The 17254-nt window shown below is 61.1% G+C and carries 15 protein-coding genes; 7 read left to right on the top strand and 8 right to left on the bottom strand.

The window, feature by feature from the left end:
- Positions 1–31 precede the first annotated feature (31 nt).
- The 7 genes from BBJ66_RS31290 to BBJ66_RS31260 are packed head-to-tail and all read left to right on the top strand — an operon-like array spanning position 32 to position 7060.
- Positions 32–1348, top strand: a complete 1317-nt coding sequence (locus BBJ66_RS31290) for an ABC transporter substrate-binding protein (protein WP_071093050.1) — start codon at positions 32–34, stop codon at positions 1346–1348.
- A gap of 6 nt (positions 1349–1354) precedes the next feature.
- Positions 1355–2107, top strand: a complete 753-nt coding sequence (locus BBJ66_RS31285) for an ABC transporter ATP-binding protein (protein WP_071093048.1) — start codon at positions 1355–1357, stop codon at positions 2105–2107.
- Positions 2104–2832 carry an ABC transporter ATP-binding protein gene (locus BBJ66_RS31280; RefSeq protein WP_071093045.1) on the top strand — a complete coding sequence of 243 codons (729 nt, stop codon included), beginning with the start codon at positions 2104–2106 and terminating at the stop codon, positions 2830–2832. Before BBJ66_RS31285 ends, BBJ66_RS31280 begins: the two co-directional genes overlap by 4 nt.
- Entirely contained in the window at positions 2829–3743 is a 915-nt protein-coding gene (locus BBJ66_RS31275; RefSeq protein ID WP_071093043.1) for a branched-chain amino acid ABC transporter permease, read from the top strand. Before BBJ66_RS31280 ends, BBJ66_RS31275 begins: the two co-directional genes overlap by 4 nt.
- Positions 3740–4765 carry a branched-chain amino acid ABC transporter permease gene (locus tag BBJ66_RS31270; RefSeq protein WP_071093041.1) on the top strand — a complete coding sequence of 342 codons (1026 nt, stop codon included), beginning with the start codon at positions 3740–3742 and terminating at the stop codon, positions 4763–4765. Before BBJ66_RS31275 ends, BBJ66_RS31270 begins: the two co-directional genes overlap by 4 nt.
- A 41-nt stretch (positions 4766–4806) precedes the next feature.
- A complete protein-coding gene (locus BBJ66_RS31265) occupies positions 4807–5592 on the top strand; it encodes a coniferyl-alcohol dehydrogenase (RefSeq protein ID WP_071093039.1) in 786 nt (261 codons plus the stop codon).
- A gap of 22 nt (positions 5593–5614) precedes the next feature.
- The gene (locus BBJ66_RS31260) at positions 5615–7060 is read left to right on the top strand and encodes an aldehyde dehydrogenase (protein WP_071093037.1); all 1446 of its coding nucleotides are present in this window, start codon (positions 5615–5617) and stop codon (positions 7058–7060) included.
- Between the two features lie 56 nt (positions 7061–7116).
- On the opposite strand, the gene BBJ66_RS31255 is transcribed toward BBJ66_RS31260, so the two are convergent.
- From BBJ66_RS31255 to tssI, 8 genes are all read right to left on the bottom strand, one after another.
- Positions 7117–7560, bottom strand: a complete 444-nt coding sequence (locus tag BBJ66_RS31255) for a chemotaxis protein (RefSeq protein WP_225881115.1) — start codon at positions 7558–7560, stop codon at positions 7117–7119.
- Positions 7561–8032: 472 nt separating this feature from the next.
- Positions 8033–9211: a hypothetical protein gene (locus BBJ66_RS31250; RefSeq protein ID WP_071093032.1), complete on the bottom strand. Its 1179-nt coding sequence runs from the start codon at positions 9209–9211 to the stop codon at positions 8033–8035.
- A gap of 98 nt (positions 9212–9309) precedes the next feature.
- Entirely contained in the window at positions 9310–9873 is a 564-nt protein-coding gene (locus tag BBJ66_RS31245; RefSeq protein WP_071093030.1) for a hypothetical protein, read from the bottom strand.
- A 693-nt stretch (positions 9874–10566) separates the two neighbouring features.
- Positions 10567–11295, bottom strand: coding sequence for a GAD-like domain-containing protein (locus BBJ66_RS31235; RefSeq protein WP_071093026.1), 729 nt, complete (start codon positions 11293–11295; stop codon positions 10567–10569).
- A 113-nt stretch (positions 11296–11408) separates the two neighbouring features.
- On the bottom strand, positions 11409–12146 hold the full coding sequence (locus BBJ66_RS31230) for a GAD-like domain-containing protein (protein ID WP_071093024.1): 738 nt from the start codon (positions 12144–12146) through the stop codon (positions 11409–11411).
- Positions 12147–12154: 8 nt separating this feature from the next.
- Entirely contained in the window at positions 12155–13849 is a 1695-nt protein-coding gene (locus tag BBJ66_RS34820; RefSeq protein ID WP_071093022.1) for a PAAR-like domain-containing protein, read from the bottom strand.
- The gene (locus BBJ66_RS31220; protein ID WP_071093020.1) at positions 13846–14952 is read right to left on the bottom strand and encodes a DUF2169 family type VI secretion system accessory protein; all 1107 of its coding nucleotides are present in this window, start codon (positions 14950–14952) and stop codon (positions 13846–13848) included. Before BBJ66_RS31220 ends, BBJ66_RS34820 begins: the two co-directional genes overlap by 4 nt.
- Positions 14953–14965: 13 nt before the next feature.
- The gene (tssI, locus tag BBJ66_RS31215; RefSeq protein WP_071093018.1) at positions 14966–17230 is read right to left on the bottom strand and encodes a type VI secretion system tip protein TssI/VgrG; all 2265 of its coding nucleotides are present in this window, start codon (positions 17228–17230) and stop codon (positions 14966–14968) included.
- Positions 17231–17254: the final 24 nt, after the last annotated feature.

Below are 17254 nucleotides of genomic sequence, written 5' to 3'. Positions count from 1 at the left end.
TGGGAGGCCCGCATCAAGAGGGAGGAATTTCATGAACGGCATTTTCCGCAACGGCAAACTCAACGCGGCGTCTCTGACCCGCCGGTCTTTCATCGCGTCGGCTGCGGCGGGCAGCGCGGCACTCGCGCTTTCCGGTCGCACGGCTTTCGCTGACAGCGATACGCTGAAGGTCGGCTTCATCAGCCCGCGCACCGGTCCGCTCGGCGGCTTCGGCGAGACCGACGGTTATGTTCTCGACCTCGCGCGCAAGGCGCTGGCGAACGGCCTGCAGGCTGGAGGTAAGACCTGGAAGGTGGAGATACTCGACCAGGACACCCAGTCCGACCCCTCGCGTGCCGGTCAATTGGCGAAGGACCTGATCAACAACCAGGCGATCGACCTGATGCTTGCTGTCTCCACACCGGAAACCATCAATCCGGTGGCCGACGCCTGCGAAGCAGCAGGCATTCCCTGCCTGTCCACGGTCATGCCCTGGGAAGCCTGGTATTTCGGCCGCGGCGCCAAGCCGGGCGCGCCCTCGCCGTTCAAGTGGACCTATCATTTCGGCTTCGGCGTCGAAGAGTTCCACAAGGCCTATGTCTCGCAGTGGAACCTGATCGAGACCAACAAGAAGGTCGGCGTCATGTATCCCAACGATGCCGACGGCAATGCGATCCGCGCCCATCTGGCGCCCGCACTTGCCAAGGCCGGCTTCACCATCGTCGATCCCGGCGCCTATGAAACCGGAACCACCGATTTTACGGCGCAGATCGCCCTTTTTCGGCAGGAGGGTGTCGAGATCTTCAACTCCTTCCCGATACCGCCGGATTTCGCCGCCTTCTGGCGTCAGGCCGCACAGCAGGGTCTGACCCAGCAGATCAAGATCTGCCAGGTGGCCAAGACAGGCCTGTTTCCCTCCGACATCGAGGCACTCGGCGATCTCGGGATGAACATCGGCAGCGCCGCCTACTGGCACAAGGCCTTCCCTTATAAATCCACGCTGACCGGCGTCTCCGGAACCGAGCTTGCCGACGGTTATGAAACGGCAAGCGGCAAACAATGGACGCAGCAACTCGGCGCCAGCCTCGCGCTTCTCGATGCCGGCTTCGATGCGCTGAAGGCGAGCAGCGACGTCAAGAGCAAGGAAGCCGTCGCCAAGGCGATCGCCACGCTGAAAACCACGACGATCGCCGGCAAGGTCGACTTCACCAGCGGTCCGGTCGCCAACGTCTCACCCGGGCCGATCATCGGCACGCAATGGGTGAAGGCGGCCGAGGGCTCGAAATTCGCGCTCGACTATGTCGTCACCGAAAACGCCACCGACCCCAATGTCCCGGTCGGCGCCAAGCTCATCGCTTATAACGGGTAACGCACGGTGCAGCAGCTAGCTCAAAATCGGCCGGGAGGAGCCTTTCTCTCGGCCAAAGGGATCCACAAGCAGTTCGGCGCCCTCGTCGTCCTGGAAAACCTGGATTTTTCCATGGGCGACGGCGATGCGGTCGGCATCGTCGGGCCGAACGGCGCGGGCAAGACGACGCTGCTCTCCGTGCTCGCCGGCGCCTTCCCGCCAAGTGCCGGAACCATCACCTTCGATGGCGTCGATGTCACGGGCCGGACGGCGGCGGAACGCTGCCGTTCCGGGCTGGTGCGGACACATCAGGTGCCCAAACCCTTCAGCGGCATGACGACCTTCGAAAATGTCTTCGTCGCCGCATCGCACGGCCATGCCGCAAGCCGCGACGAAGCCTATGAGCGTGTGGTGGATTCGCTTTCGCTCTGCGGCATGCTCGGGGTGGCCAACCGCCCGGCCGACACGCTCGGCCTTCTCGATCGCAAACGCCTGGAGCTTGCCCGCGCACTCGCCACGCAGCCGCGGCTGCTGCTGCTCGATGAGATCGGCGGCGGCCTGACCGATGGCGAGGCGAGCGAACTCGTGGAAACCATCCTCGAATTGCGCCGCCGCGGCATCGGCATCGTCTGGATCGAGCATATCGTCCATATCCTGCTGCAGGTGGCGGAACGGCTGATCTGCATGGACGCCGGCAGGATCATCGCCGATGGCGAGCCGAAAGCGGTCATGAGCAATGCTGAGGTGGTCAAAGCCTATCTCGGAGGGACGCCGGCATGAGCCTCCTTTCCATTCGCAATCTCGACGTCCGCCACGGCCTGCTCCAGGCGGTGCGCGGGGTCAGTTTCGATATCGCCAAGGGCGAGGTGCTGGCGCTGGTCGGGGCCAACGGCGCGGGCAAGACGACGCTGCTGAGATCGATCGCAGGCGCCCACCTTCCAGCCTCCGGGCAGATCCTTCTCGACGATGAAGATCTGGCCCCGATCCCCTCCCATAAGCGGATCGCCAAGGGCATCGCTTTGGTGCCGGAAGGCCGGCGGCTGTTTTGGCAGATGACGGTCGAAGAAAACCTGCTTCTCGGAAAGAGCTGCGGCCGCAAGGGCGAGTGGGAGATCGATCGTGTCCTCGACGCCTTTCCCAACCTGAAGCCCCGCCGCCACGCCAAAACCGGGCATCTCTCGGGCGGCGAACAGCAGGCGACCGCGATCGGCCGGGCGCTGATGAGCAACCCGGATATTCTGCTGCTGGATGAAGTCTCGCTCGGGCTTTCGCCGCTGGTCGTCGATCGCGTCTATGCCCAGTTGCAGGCATTGCTGACCTCGGGAACGACGATCGTGCTCGTCGAGCAGGATCTTGCCCGCGCCATGAGCGTCGCAAGCCGTGTCGTCTGCATGCTGGAAGGACGCGTCGTGCTCGACCGGCCGGCCGCAGCCGTCACCCGCGAGCACGTCACCCAGGCCTATTTCGGGCTGCATCGGGCCGCCGGCGAAAGGAGCCCATCATGATCAATTCCCTTATCCAGGGCATCCTGCTCGGCGGCTATTACGCCGTCATCGCCTGCGGCCTGTCCTTCATGTTCTCCGTCATGCGGATCATCAATCTCGCGCATGGCAGCCTGGCGGTCGCGGCCGCCTATGGGCTGTGGCTGCTCGCCGCCAAGGCCGGCATCCCACCTTTCGCCGGCCTGCTGATCGTGCTGCCGGTCATGGCGGCGATCGGCTGGCTGCTGCAGCGCTTCATTCTCGAACGCAGCGCCCGCGGCGGCACGCTGCTGCCGATCCTCACCACCTTCGGCCTGTCGATCGTCATCGACAACCTGCTGTTCGAACAGTTCGGCGCCGACACCAGATCGCTCGCCCCCTTCATCGGCAACCTGTCCTATGCATCCTGGCAGCTGCCGGGCCACATCTTCGTCGGCAAGCTTGCCGTGATGATGATGGTGACGGCGATCCTCGTTCTCGGCGCGCTGCAGTTTTTCCTCAGCCGTTTTGCGCTCGGCCGCGCCATCCGCGCCACGGCCGAAGATCCCGATACGGCAGGGCTCGTCGGCATCGACGCGCGCAGGGTGAATGCCGTCGCCACCGCCATCACCATGGTCACGATCGGGATCGCCGGCGCCTTTCTCGGGATGCGGGCGACCTTCAGCCCCTATGCCGGCGGCCCGCAGCTTCTCTTTGCCTTCGAGACGGCCGTCATCGGCGGGGCGGGATCGCTCTGGGGCACGCTTGCCGGCGGCATCGTGCTCGGCCTTGCTCAATCGCTCGGCGCGCAGCTGCATCCGCAAGGCTTCCTGATCGGCGGCCATGCCGTGTTTCTGCTGGTCCTTTTCGTCAGGCTGTCCCGCTTCGGCATGCCCCAACTCGACAAGCTCGGCGCGTTCCTCAATTTTCGCGCCCGTCTTCGGAGCCCGACATGACATTCGTCTCCAACGGAATATCGATAGAACGCTGGACAAGGGCCTCGCGGCTGGCGCTCGGATCCATGGCGGCGGCGCTGGCACTCCTGGCGCTCGCCCCCGCCGTGCTCGGCGCCGGCGCGATCGACAGACTGACGGCCCTGTTCATCTACGTGATCCTTGCGGCCATGTGGAATGCGCTTGCCGGTTTCGGCGGGTTGGTCTCGGTCGGCCAGCAGGTGTTTTTCGGCCTCGGCGCCTATTTCACCATCCGGCTCGCGGACGCCGGGCTCGATCCCTTCGTTTCGGTCTTTGCCGCCGCGGTCGTCACCGGCGCTCTGTCGATCCCGCTCTCGCTGTTCATGCTGCGGCTGAAGGGTGGCGAGTTCGCAATCGGCATGTGGGTCGTGGCCGAACTCGCCCATCTGCTCGTCAACCTCGACCGGCTGATCCAGGGAGAAACCGGAACCTCGCTGATCTCGCTCAACCTCTATGACAGCGGCATGCGGCGGGCGACGATCTACTGGCTTGCGCTGGCGTCCATGGCAGCCCTGCTCGGCGCTCTCTTCATGCTGATGCGCAGCCGCGCGGGTGCCGCCATGCAGGCGATCCGCGACAATGAGGAGGCGGCGACCTCGGTCGGCGTGCGGGTGACCGCGACCAAGAGGCTGCTCTTCGTGCTCGCCGCCTTCGGCATTGCGATCGCCGGCGGCCTGTGGCTGGCGACCGCCACCACTTTCCAGCCGAAGACCTATTTCAGCGTCCAGTGGACGGCCTACATGATCTTCATGGTGCTGGTCGGCGGGATCGGCAAGTTCGAGGGCGCGATCCTCGGCGCCATCCTGTTCTTCGTCATCGAGACCTTCTTCGGAGGCGCCGGTGTCTGGTACCTGATCGGCCTCGGCGCCACCGCCCTGGTTTTCTCCCTCTATCTGCCGCGCGGCCTCTGGGGCGAAATCGAGCGCCGCTTCGATTTTCAGCTTCTGCCGGTCGGCTACCGGCTGAAACTGCCCGGTCCCACCAAGATCAAATGGAAGGAATGAGCCGGTTTGCTTGCCGGACTCTCCAGCGAAAGGTGACGTTCATGCTTTTTGGTAAGACAATCCTGGTGACCGGGGTGGCCTCCGGCATCGGCGCCCGAACGGCGGAACTGGCCGGCCAGATGGGCGCTGAGGTCATCGGTGTCGATGTGCGCGAACCGGCCGGTGGAAGTGCCGCCTTCATCAAGGCCGATCTGTCCACGCCATCGGGCGTGGCCGAGATCATTGCACGGCTCCCGACGCGTCTCGATGCGCTCGCCAATGTCGCCGGCCTTTCCGGCAGCACCGGCGTCGTCTCGACGCTCGCCGTCAATTTCTACGGTCTGCGCGCCCTGTCGGAGGCCGTGGCGCCCCGGCTGCGCGAAGGCGGCGCCGTCGTCAACGTCGCCTCGATTGCCGGTTACGGCTGGCGGGCCAATCTCGAACGGGCGAAGTCGCTGACATCGATCGAGGGCTTTCCCGATGTGGCGGCGATCGTTGCCGAACACGGCCTCACGGATGAGCAAGCCTATCCGCTCTCCAAGGAACTGCTGCTGCTCTGGACCATGCGCGCGGCCCACCAGCCGCTGTTCAAGCAGCGTGGCATCCGCGTCAATGCGGTGAGCCCCGGGCCGGTGGAAACACCGATCCTCAAACAGTTCCGCGCCGTGCTCGGCGACGCCAGGGTCGACAGTGACATCACCCGCGTCGGCCGCGCCGGCACCGCCGCCGATATTGCGCCCGCCGTGCTCTTCCTCTGCTCGGATGGCGGACGCTGGATCAACGGCGCCAATCTTGCCGCCGACGGCGGCCTCGAAGCATCCATCAATGCCGACGTCCTCGGCTTCTAGTCATTCTCAAAGGAGACCCATGATGAATATTTCCCTGCTGATCAATGGCGCAGACCGGCCGGCTTCCGACGGCCGGACCTATGACCGCATCGATCCCTTCACCGAAAAGCTCGCCAGCCGCGCCGCCGCGGCGAGCCTGGAGGATGCCGCTGCCGCCGCCGATGCCGCTTCAGCCGCCTTCGGCGCTTGGTCCAAGACCGGCCCCGGCCAGCGCCGCGCGATCCTGATGAAGGCCGCCGACATCATGGATTCCAAGGTGGACGAGTTTACCCGGCTGATGATCGAGGAAACCGGCGCCACCGCGCCCTGGGCCGGCTTCAATGTCATGTTCGCCGCCAACATCCTGCGCGAAGCCGGCGCCATGACGACGCAGATCTCCGGCGAAATCATTCCCTCCAACAAACCCGGCACACTCGCCATGGGTGTTCGCCAGGCGGCCGGCGTTTGCCTGGCAATTGCCCCCTGGAACGCGCCCGTCATCCTGGCGACCCGCGCCATCGCCATGCCGATCGCCTGCGGCAACACCGCCATCCTCAAAGCGTCCGAACAATGCCCGGGCACGCACCGGCTGATCGCAACGGTGCTGACCGAAGCGGGCCTGCCGGCCGGCGTCCTCAACGTCATCACCAACGCGCCGGAAGATGCGCCTGAGATCGTCGCCGCGCTGATTGCCCATCCCGCCGTCAAGCGCGTCAACTTCACCGGATCGACCAAAGTCGGCAAGATCATCGCCGAGACCTGCGGCAAGCACCTCAAGCCTGCCCTGCTCGAACTCGGCGGCAAGGCCCCGCTGGTCATCCTCGACGACGCCGATATCGACGGCGCGGTCAATGCCGCCACTTTCGGCGCCTTCATGCATCAGGGCCAGATCTGCATGTCGACGGAAAGGATCATCGTCGATAGCTCGATCGCCGATCAATTCGTTGCCAAACTGGCCGCCCGCGCCAGCCAGCTCCCGGCCGGCGATCCGCGCGGCCACGTCGTGCTCGGCTCGCTGATCAGCCTCGACGCCGCCAAGAAAATGGAGGAGCTGATCGCCGATGCGACGGCCAAGGGTGCAAAACTCGTGGCCGGCGGCAAGCGCTCCGGCACCGTGGTCGAGGCGACGCTACTCGATCACGTCACTCCTGACATGCGCGTCTATGCGGAAGAATCCTTCGGCCCGGTCAAGCCAATCATTCGCGTCTCGGGCGAGGAGGAAGCGATCCGCATCGCCAACGACACCGAATACGGCCTGTCATCCGCCGTCTTCAGCCGCAACATCCAGCGGGCGATGGCGGTTGCCGCGCGCATCGAATCCGGCATCTGCCACATCAACGGCCCGACCGTGCATGATGAGGCGCAAATGCCTTTCGGAGGCGTCAAGGGCAGCGGCTACGGCCGCTTCGGCGGCAAGGCGGCCATCGCCGAATTCACCGATCTGCGCTGGATCACGATGGAGGATTCCGCCCAGCACTATCCCTTCTGATAGTGAGGCGCATCAGCGCGCCACAACCGCCATTGCGGTTGTGGCGCGGTCGATGTTCAGGCCGAGAAACCATCCAGCGCATCGGCAAGCTTCAGCCAGAGATCATGGGGAGGCGAAGGAATTGGCCGCGATTCTTCATCGGAGACCCGGATTTCGAAAGCGACACTCTTCGATCTGACGCCCGCCAGCATGCGGCGAAATTTCGTCGCCTTCTCCGTGAACCGGCCCGAGCCCTGTTCGCCCAGCACGGTGCGGACCGTCGCCAGGGCGAGATTGAAATTCTTCTGCAATTGTCCGAAGGCGCCGCGATGTTTGTCCCGCATGCCGCGATGGAGATCCCCATGGGCGAGCGCGGCCATCGCATCGTTGAAATCGGACAGATTATCACCAATCGAGACGATCAGCTCATTGAGGATAGCGGCCGAACGGGAGAGATCCGGATCGGCATAGTCGGCTTTCATCCGCCGCATCAGATCCCCGCCCAGGACAGCCGCCGCCAATGCCGCGATCTCCGCAGAGAATCTGGCCTTCTCATCGTTGAGATCGGTCGGCGCTTCAACGCTGTCCGGACCATCAGGAGCTCGATCCCGATACGCCGCATTCCAACCCGGGCTGTTCGTTGTCTCGACCATGCGACCGAGCCTTAGCGCAATGCACCGCAGCCGTAGGACCAGCGGCGGATCATAAGTGCACAACTGCTATGGACCATGTCGTATTCCTGTATCCCTGCGGACCAATCGTGCCGCTGCCCCCGTGACAAGCGCGATCCCATCCAAGGCGGCAACGCTTAAAAAAGTGCTTCGGCGCCGCTCCGATCGGATGTTTTGCGCGCGAAACGGATAGCGTCGACGTATTTTGTTATGATTGGGTCGTGCAAACGACTCGGCGCTGCTGCGAAGGTCCGGCCCTCCGCTTGAACAGCTCCACGTTTATGGCGTGATACGCTTCCCGGCAGTCTCGCTCTGCCTGGGTTCAATTTCCCATCCATTGGGCCACCAGCTTGGCCGCCGCCCGCTTGCGGCCCACCCGAATGTCGGCGGCGCCAGTGTCGAAATCCAACCCGTTTTTCTCACGCACCTGTCTCAGCCATGCCGGAAAGGCACGAAGGTTTCCACGGCCGAGAACGGGAAAATGGAGATCGTTGCGGTAAATCTTTTTCTCGTCTTCCGAGAACTCCCCGCGCTCGGCCAAGCGCGCATTCAATTCCCACTGCCAGTCCGGGTTCGGCCGGATATGCAATCGCACGACGTTCCGGGCAACCAGCGGATGACCTTCAGTGCCGCGTAGCGGGATCGCGATATGGATTTCCCAGTCCTCATCGTCGCCGAATGGCAGGCCCAGCTCCTGTACCAGAGCGACGGATTCCGTAGCATTGCGGCGAGCAAACTCGATCTCCTTGAGCTGCCGCGCCAGCGAGGCGAAACGCTCTTCGTCAGGCCCGGCATCCGGCAGAACCGCATCGACATAGCGATGCAGCATCGCCAGCTGCTCGACACGCCGCATCAGGTCGTATTTGCCCTCGACCATATCCGCAACGAGATCGGCACGGGTCGCCTTGTTGAGCAGGCAGATAAACACCATACCCCAGAAGCTGAGATTGGTGACATCATAGAGATCTTCGCCATAGCGCCTGTCGTGGCGATAGCCGAGATGCCGGAGAGTCTCGAGAATGCGCACCGCCTCGTCGGCGAAGGGAAGAAACTTTGCCTTCTTGTCGCGCTGGGCGGGCATCGTCGTATAAGCGCCGACCTGCGTGATGAGCTTGAGGCGCGCCTTCAGCGCCTTGGCCGAAATCGTCTCGCCGCTCGGCAGGATACCGGCATCGTCAAAACCAAACACGAAGAGCAGCTTGTGCCGCCGCGGCATCGAAATGACGCCGCCGAGATCGAGAAAGGGCAGCATGCGCCTATAGGCCTCGAGCAACAGCGGCATTTCCTTCTCCCCGACCAAGGGCGCTCCGCCGGCAACGCGCATGAAATGGAAATAGAAATCCACTTGCTCGTCTCGATCGAGCAGCCCGGAAGCTTTGGTCGCCAGCGGCCCGATACGATGATGATTGGCCGGCCAGAATTTTCCCTGACGCCGGTCGGCAAAGGCTTGGTTCTCGTCGGCGATGAATGTGCGCAACGGCTGGGCATCGGTGTTTGTCATGGTGTGCTAATTCCTTGTGGCGAAATTGTTTAACGGCGGAAAAGGAAAAGGTTTCCGACCTCCGCCACCGAGCGCAAGTCGCGTCGAAGTGCCTCAGCTCAACCGAGATGCTCCGGCCGCAAGTCATATTCCGGCGGCGATTGAACCGCTGTGGTGCTCAGCCGTTTACCAGCTCTCAGCATTTCAACTGCCTCCGTGCCCAGCCACCAAGATTGAGCCTTTTCGAACCTCGCCTTTTTCAGAGAAGACTGAAAATCCCGCATTATTTTCTTCGAAAATTCATTATTGTGCATTGCCTTGACGCTTCCAGGTAAAAGAGTGCCGTCTTCCCAAATCCCGGCGAGCGTCAGTTCAACGGACTCGTCATTAAATCCGCTGTAAACACTCCACATCTTCTTTCCGAACGTGTTGGAATCTTCGCTCGTATAGGGATGCACATTCAATCGAGAGCCCGCAGGAACAGCGAGATATGAAACCGATCCGCTGGCAGTCTCGTTCGTGGCAAATCCTGGATTGGGTATTTCGGGGCCGGATATCATCGGAGGGTCTTTAACGTCGTAGCTTCCAACTCGAGCGAACGCGATTTTGTTCGTCGTGTCCAAAGCGGAAATTACCGGTCGTATATCGTTTGGAGTCGCAAAGAACAGGATCTGCTTCATCATCTGGCTTTCGGAATTAAGATAAGTTGATCTCGCTGTCTCGGCTTGAAAAGTCGAATATTTCCGCTGCGGCATTATCGCCGTTCTGGCCCAATCCTTCGGCCCCTTCCTTTAAAAAACAGGGATGCCCCGAGCCACGCATATCGAAAAAATTGCAATATACCCAAATATAAACGACGAAATATCTATATAGAAAAATCTTCTACCGCCCAACGACAGCCCAATAAATATCTTTAAAAGCGACACGATGGCGTAAAAAATAATAAGGTTTATAGAATATATTACAAAGTATGAATATACACTTTTACTCGTGACGACAAAACTAATATCTATATGAGCTGGGCTCGTCTTGTATACGAAGAACACATGAAGCAGGGCGGCCATAAAAAAACTTAGAGATGCCATATAGTTCAAAATTCTCTGAGCCATTGTCCAGCGCAATCCTCTGGCTGACCGACCTGACATGATTTCCGCGAACTCCTGCTGCACTTTCTCTCCTCGTGATCTCGCCAACCAATAGCGCCGCGGCTTAAAAATCCGGAAGCGGGCATACTTCAGCGCTGCCCTGCAGCAGCAGACGTGCCTGGTCCCATAGCGCACAGCAAGCGATCTTTTGATGGTGCATAGTTTCCCAGGAGTTTTCGGCTCTGCCCTCTATCCAAAATAGGCGCTGCCGGCAGCCTAACCGACCTCGATCTAATAACGCTGAAACCCGATCGTTCGGTGTGGCGTCACGGTATCAAAACCACTTTCTCCCTCAGCGGGCGGTGCATAGTCGTAATAGGTTGGCGGTTCCATGGAAGCCAGAAAGACCAGATGCTCGCCCAACGGCATCTTCTGAAGATTCTTCAAAATGTTGCGGCCGCCCAGGCTAAGCGCGGGCGCAAAACCGTAAATTTGACCCCATGTCAGAGGCCCGAGAGTTTCCAAAGCCTGAGGCATCATGTTTTTGCGATTTTCATCCTCCCATGGTGGCGTGGCCGGTGAGAAGCGCCCTGAAAAACACAGACCCAGCATAACTTCGTCGGTCCATTCACGCTGGTTTTCCTCATCATACTCGCGAGGATCAACACTAACCTTGTCCATCAGGAGGTGCAGCCTGATCATGGCATCGCCATACCAGATATCGATTTCACCGAAGGCGGTATAGCCGAAGGCATACATCTTTTCGGGATCGAGCTCCGGATCGCCGCGAAAGACATAGTCCAGCACCGGCTTCGGCAAGGAAGGATCACAAAGCCAGTACTGACCGTTGGACCAGCTGCACCAGCCATGATCTGCCCAGAAACGGAGAAGAAAATCCGGCAACTTGCCGCGATAGGCCTCCACATCGGCCGCGCTCGGGCGGGTGATATCGTCGATCTTATAAGCCGAGAGGAACTCGTCGAACCACTTGATCTCGAAGATATTGTAGTTTGAAGCCACGTCCTATGTTCCCGAAAAGCATTTGCCTGAGTGGGACAAGCTGCTGGACAGTGCCCGCTTCCTCGCATGGGCAACGCTTAATCATACGGATTGCACCTAAGGCGAAGCGCACATCAATTATCGATCAGACGGTCATGGCCGATCGTACGAACAGCTTCGAGATGCCCAAAGGCACCCCGACCACCCTCCTTCGGATCGACATAACGTTCAAATGTAAAGGATCCCATCTGCGTCAGAACGCCCAGATATTCGATGAAGCCGCCGATTGAAAAATCCTTAGCGGCGCCGCCGCCGCCGAGGCGGAAATGCGGGACCATAGTATAGACCTGATTTGCATCAATCGGCCCGAGCCGCCGGCGTACGGCATCGAAAACTGGCTTGCCGGTCGTAGAATCCACCCAGCCGTTAATATCGAAAACACTGGCGTCCACGGCGGCAGCTACCGCCATATCGTCATCGAATGGAGGGATGCCCTCGATAACCTTGGTAGTAATGTCAGTGGTAGTGACGGTGCCGCTATTCACGTTGAGCGTGATCACCTTAAATTTGGAATGCCAGATACTGACTTCGCCGAAGGCATCACGCATGAAGGGCACCATTCTTGCGGAGTCAAATTCCGGATCGCCGGCAAACAACGCATGCAGAACAGGCATAATGGGCTCGGGATCGCAGATCCAATAGAGACCATCACGCCACTGCCCGCGACCATGTTCAATCCAGAAATCAACCATGGCGTCAGGCAGCCTCCCACGATAGCCATCGGCCTCCGAAGCAGAAACCGTTGTGCCATCTTTGAGCGGTCCGAATTCATCCAGGATTTCCTGCAGGGGGCGCCGAGGTGTAACAGACATATTGGCTCCTATTTGACAACGAGGTTGACACGCATCATTGGGCAACCGTTGCGCGCGAGTTCTTGCGCATGCCGGTCAAGCGCGCCGCTGCGGCTGTCGGCTCGCCATTGAGGTCCTATGGAGCTGTTTTCTACAGTACCGCCCATGCCAGATATCTCATTTTCATACCCGCCTGCAATCAGATCTAGCTCATGGGTTGCGGCCAGAGAGGAAAGGTGATCCTGCCACGCTTGACGTCCATACTGAGCAACATAGGCTACTTGATTATCTCGGATGTAAGCGTTCCGCGCATTGTTTTGATAAGGGAGAGATGCGGCTCGGCGAGACGCGAGAGTTTGTTGACGTCCGGGGACACCCGGTAGGATCGGTGCGCGCCTCTGCATATATTCCGATACAGCCATCCTGTTGAGACGTCCCTCCTGCTCCTCAATCTGCCGTTCGAATTCATCGCGCTTACCGTGGCTCTCGAAGGGAATCGTCTTGATCGGGCAGCGCCGGTTATAATCTTCATCGATACGGACGCTACTATCCGGCAAAATGGGAACCGGCGTTGGCTCCTCCGGCTTCGGCTTATTCTCCTCCTCTTCCTTTTTCCGGGCCTCGGTCATCTCCTTGAGCTTTTGCTCGATTTGATCTTCTGATAGCCCCTGAAAGGGAGAGAGGACACTCTGAACTTCGGCATCCGACATTCTGCGGACGTCCATCGGCTTTCCGGCCAGGGCAGACAAAATGTCATTGGCAAGCGGAATGCGTTCGCTATCGTTGATAACGAGGCCGTATTTCCCTTCCCAAGCTGAAGAATTAAACATGTCCAGAGGATTACTGACATGTTGGCGACCGCCCAGGAGGCGATTCTGAGTCATGACATAATCGCCCGGCCCAGAAAGAATCGTCTGGAAAGCGCGCGCTTCCGCAGCTTTCTCAGCCTGCGTTTTGCTGAGGTCGTCTAAGATCAGCGATCCGACGCGACCCCAAATTCCAAATCTTTGGAGCGCCGCCGAACCAATTTTAGGCCAACTGGCGGTTGGCGTCTGCGTTGTGGGCGGAGCGGTTGTGGTCGCTCCCCTCGTCGTTCCACTGACCAGTCCGCCACCTGCATTCGTCATTGTGCCGACATTCGCTTGCGCATATTGCGCACCCATGATCAGCGGCTCGGGCGAGGCATCGCTCATCACGCGGCCTTCGTCTGCATTGGCGCCATTCAAGCGCAGCGATCCCCAGACGGGATCGTCGTCTTGCGGCGGGGCATATGTCTGTGTGCCACGGACGAAGATCGCTTCGCCCTGCGTGTTCCGATTGTTCATCCAGAAACGGTCGAGATGGCGGATGACGTGGGAACCCTCAGCGCGTACCTGCTCGGCATGACCGATCGGCTCGCAAATATTTTCAACGGTGCCGGATTTGAAACCCTTTTTTGTTCCCGGGGCGTCACCATGGACGTGGGTCGTGCAGGAGCGCATGACCATCGCCTTCTTGCCGGTGAAGAGGACAGATGGCGTATAATCTTTGTCGTGCCCGCAATAGTCGACGATCGGGTACGGGATGGGGACGGCGGACGAGCCTACCGGAGTCAGGCAGACATCCGGCGACAGCGAGACGACCCGCGCCTCGTCCAAGTCGCGCAATCCCTCTCGCGGTTGTTTCGTCGTCCAGGGGCTTGGATAATCGGGCTCGCCGACATAGTTGTCGCGCGGGATGCTCATGCCGCTACCCCGCCAGGAGCATCGGCCTCGACGTTGAGCCGTACCCGCGTCAGCGTCAGCTCGGTTCCGAGAGCCTCCGCAAGCGAAAAGCGGGCTCGCCAGGTCAGCATCACTCGCTCGTCGTCTCGCCAGTCGAAATGTACGCCGTCGAGCGACAGCACGTGCCATTCGTCCCGATCATGACCGACACACCGTACCCCCAGCGTCATTCCGGGCAGCCGTCCTGCGGCGCGCGCAAAGCGCGGGTGCAGATCATCCAACTGATAATCCTCGTCACCGGCCAGACGCGGAACGGCAATCAGATCTGGATGGGCACATTGCCAGAAACGCGCATCGAAATCCCTGGGCAGAAGCGGGTGGCGCTCGTTGAGCCAGACATCGTCATAAGTGCCCGCGTGCTGCTGGCGGGACCGCCACCAGGGCGACACGAGGCCCAATCCCTGCGGCTCGGCCGGCTCGCGCCAATTCAGCGTCTCACCAGGTGAGGTAATCTGTGGGGCGGCGACAGGGGCGTGATCCGACGGCATGTCGAGATTGACGATGCCGCAACCGAGCGGATTGCGCGCTTCGACATCGGCGGGTGTTTCGGTTTCCGGATCGCCTGTAGCGGGGATTTGGCCGCCATAGGCCTTGCTCCAGCACATCGGCACCTGGGATACCGGCTCGGCTTCACTCAGTTGCCAGTCCGCCAGCACGCGCTTTGCTTCCCTTGCCGAAAAGCCGGCCCATTTTTCCTTGATAACAGGGCGCCAAAAACGCGGGCCATGGACCTCAAGTTTTTTGGACAACTCTCCGACACGCAGACCGACTTGCCATGAACGCGCCGGTGCGCCGTTCGGCGCATAAGCATTACCGAGGAAGGTGATATCGGTCCCGGCCTTCTCGGGGGTGAGATCGGTTTGGCGCAACAAAGGGCCGGCATGGGGATCACCGTCATAGGCGTCCTCCCACTGGAAGTCCTCCTGCTTTGCGGCGATGGCGAGCGCCTCGCCCTGGCGGTGAACGAACGTCCCGCGAACCGACACGACGCAATCCAAATCCCCATTGGCGTCGAATTGCCGAAAGGCCATGGCCGGAAAGGGAAGCCGGTTGATCAGTTCCAAGCGAACGTCCTCCTCAGTTCAGGTCGATCGGCTTGCCGCGCATCTGGAAGTGCTCGGTAGCGACGAAGTTGAACGTCTTGCCGAGGATGATCACTTCGCCATTGGCTTTCATGATGAATTTGGAATCGCCGCATTCGATGACGAATTCCTCGCCGACTGCGATCTTCTTGAACTTGCCGACACTTTCGAGTGAGGTCTGACCGACATTGGTCACCTTGCTCATGCCGATCTGCTCGGCTCGCGCAATGCCGATCGTGTCGGATTTGAAGGCACCGACGACGGTGTTCATGATGCCGGGCAGCGGGAAAAGGCCGGAGGCCGCATCGCCGACACCGGTGCCGGAACCGGCGAGCGCCGTGCCGGCATCCGCTCTCGGCGACGGCCCCGACACCACACCCTCGCGGCTGCCCAACCCACCGGCGCCGAGGAACCCGAGGGCCGAGGAAGCAACTGTGCCGGCAAAGGCCGCAAGCCCGGCCCCGCCGCCGCCTGCAATCTGCCCGGCCTGCGAGAGCAGCCCCGCCGTATGTCCGGAGAGGCCGCTCACCGCCCCCATCAGCGCCATCGCCATCGGCCCGGTGCCGCCGACGACGGTGTTCATTGAGCCGCCAACCTCGTGTTTCTGGTTACCGCCCACTTCGACCGTCCGGTTGGCGCCGATGGCAGAGACCTCGTGGCGGTCCACCCGCTTTATGCGGTCGTTCAGCACCCGCGTCGTCTGGTCCTTCTGGGCATGGAAGAACATATTCTCCTGGCCGGCCTCGTCTTCGAAGGTCATTTCGTTGAAGCCGGTGCCTTTATGGGTGTTCGAGCGCATGACCATGCGCGTCTTGTTACCAGGCAGGTCGTAGGGGACCGCATTGGCGGGGTTCGGCACCACGCCTGTCACCAGCGGCCGGTCGGGGTCGCCGTCGACGAAGGCGACCATCACCTCCATGCCTATGCGCGGAATGACCTGGGCGCCCCAGGTGCCGCCGCCCCAGACCTGGCTGACGCGCACCCAGCAGGTGTCCGACCCGTCCTTCTTGGCCTTGCGATCCCAGGGGAACCACAGCTTGATGCGGCCGTACTGGTCGGGATGGATCTCCTCGCCGAATGGGCCGGCGACGATTGCCACCTGGGTGCCTTCGATGCGCGGCCGCTTCGTCTCGCGATGGGGCGTCATCGATACCCGCGACGGCACCGCCTCGAAGGTATTGGTGTACTCCGGCTCGTTGCTGTTGGTCTCATAGGAGCGGTCGACGACGGTATGCGTCGCCTTGACCACCACATGCTCCTCATAGGCATGGTCGGGATGGGCGACTTCATAGGGGGTGAAGCGGCGTCCTGCCTCCAGGATGCGGGATGTCGAGCCGCCGAAAACCCGGTCGTGGTCGGCCTCGGAGGCCTGCATCCTGAGTTTTTCCGCCCGCTCGGCTTCAGCGACGGAGGAAATGCGCGCCGGATATTCGTAAAGCTCGCGTTTGGTCGCCTCCGGCATCTGCACCAGCGACGGCGTCATGGTGCCGGGCACCATGCGCGGCGTCTCGAAGTTCCAGTCGGCACCGGCCCGCTGGCCCGGCACATAGGAATAGCGCCGGCTCCACTCGGTGATGTGGTTGCGGTCAGCCGAGCCCTGCGCCAGGCGGACCTGGCCCTCGCCCTGTGCCGAGGGCGACGGGCCGAGCCAGGAGCGGGCGCTGTCGGCCACATGCAGCTTGTGTTTGCCGTCCTCGTGCGAGAACCAATAGAACAGGCCATCCTCCTCGAAACGGCGGGTGAGGAAAGCAAGGTCGGTTTCGTTCCACTGCACCGAATAATGCTGCGGCGGTGGTGGCGTGATGACGCCTGACGTGTCCGGCGCCGGGATGCCATGCTCTGAGAACAGGGTCTCGACGATATCGACCGAGGTCTTGTCCATCCAGATGCGGCAATCGGACCGGCGCGACAGCAGCCACATCTGCGGCCTGAGGACCATCGAATAAGACCTAAGGCCGCGGGTGATCGGCGGCCCCTCGTTGAGTTCGGTCACCAGGCCGTTGAACGGCCGGCGCACGCCGCCCTCACCGTCGCCTTGTTGCACCTCGACGGAGACGTCCATCAGCCGGCCGATCAGCTCCTCCGGGTTGACCGACGGTTTCTTGGCGCGCGCCGAAATCTTGATCTCAAACAACGACGAAATACCTTCCTCGATCGTCACCCGCTCCGGCAGAAGCTGGTCCTCACCGAGCGGCGAGACGATCTTCAGAATACGGTTCGCCTGGATGAAATCGGCGGCCAGGGATTGCAAATCGTCCATAACATCACGTTCCGTCTTGAAAGC

It is taken from the genome of Rhizobium sp. RSm-3, assembly GCF_001854685.1.
Taxonomy (GTDB): Bacteria; Pseudomonadota; Alphaproteobacteria; order Rhizobiales; family Rhizobiaceae; genus Rhizobium; species Rhizobium ecuadorense.
The sequence above is the reverse complement of the archived record's forward strand: the minus strand, read 5'-3'. Positions and strand labels throughout refer to the sequence as shown.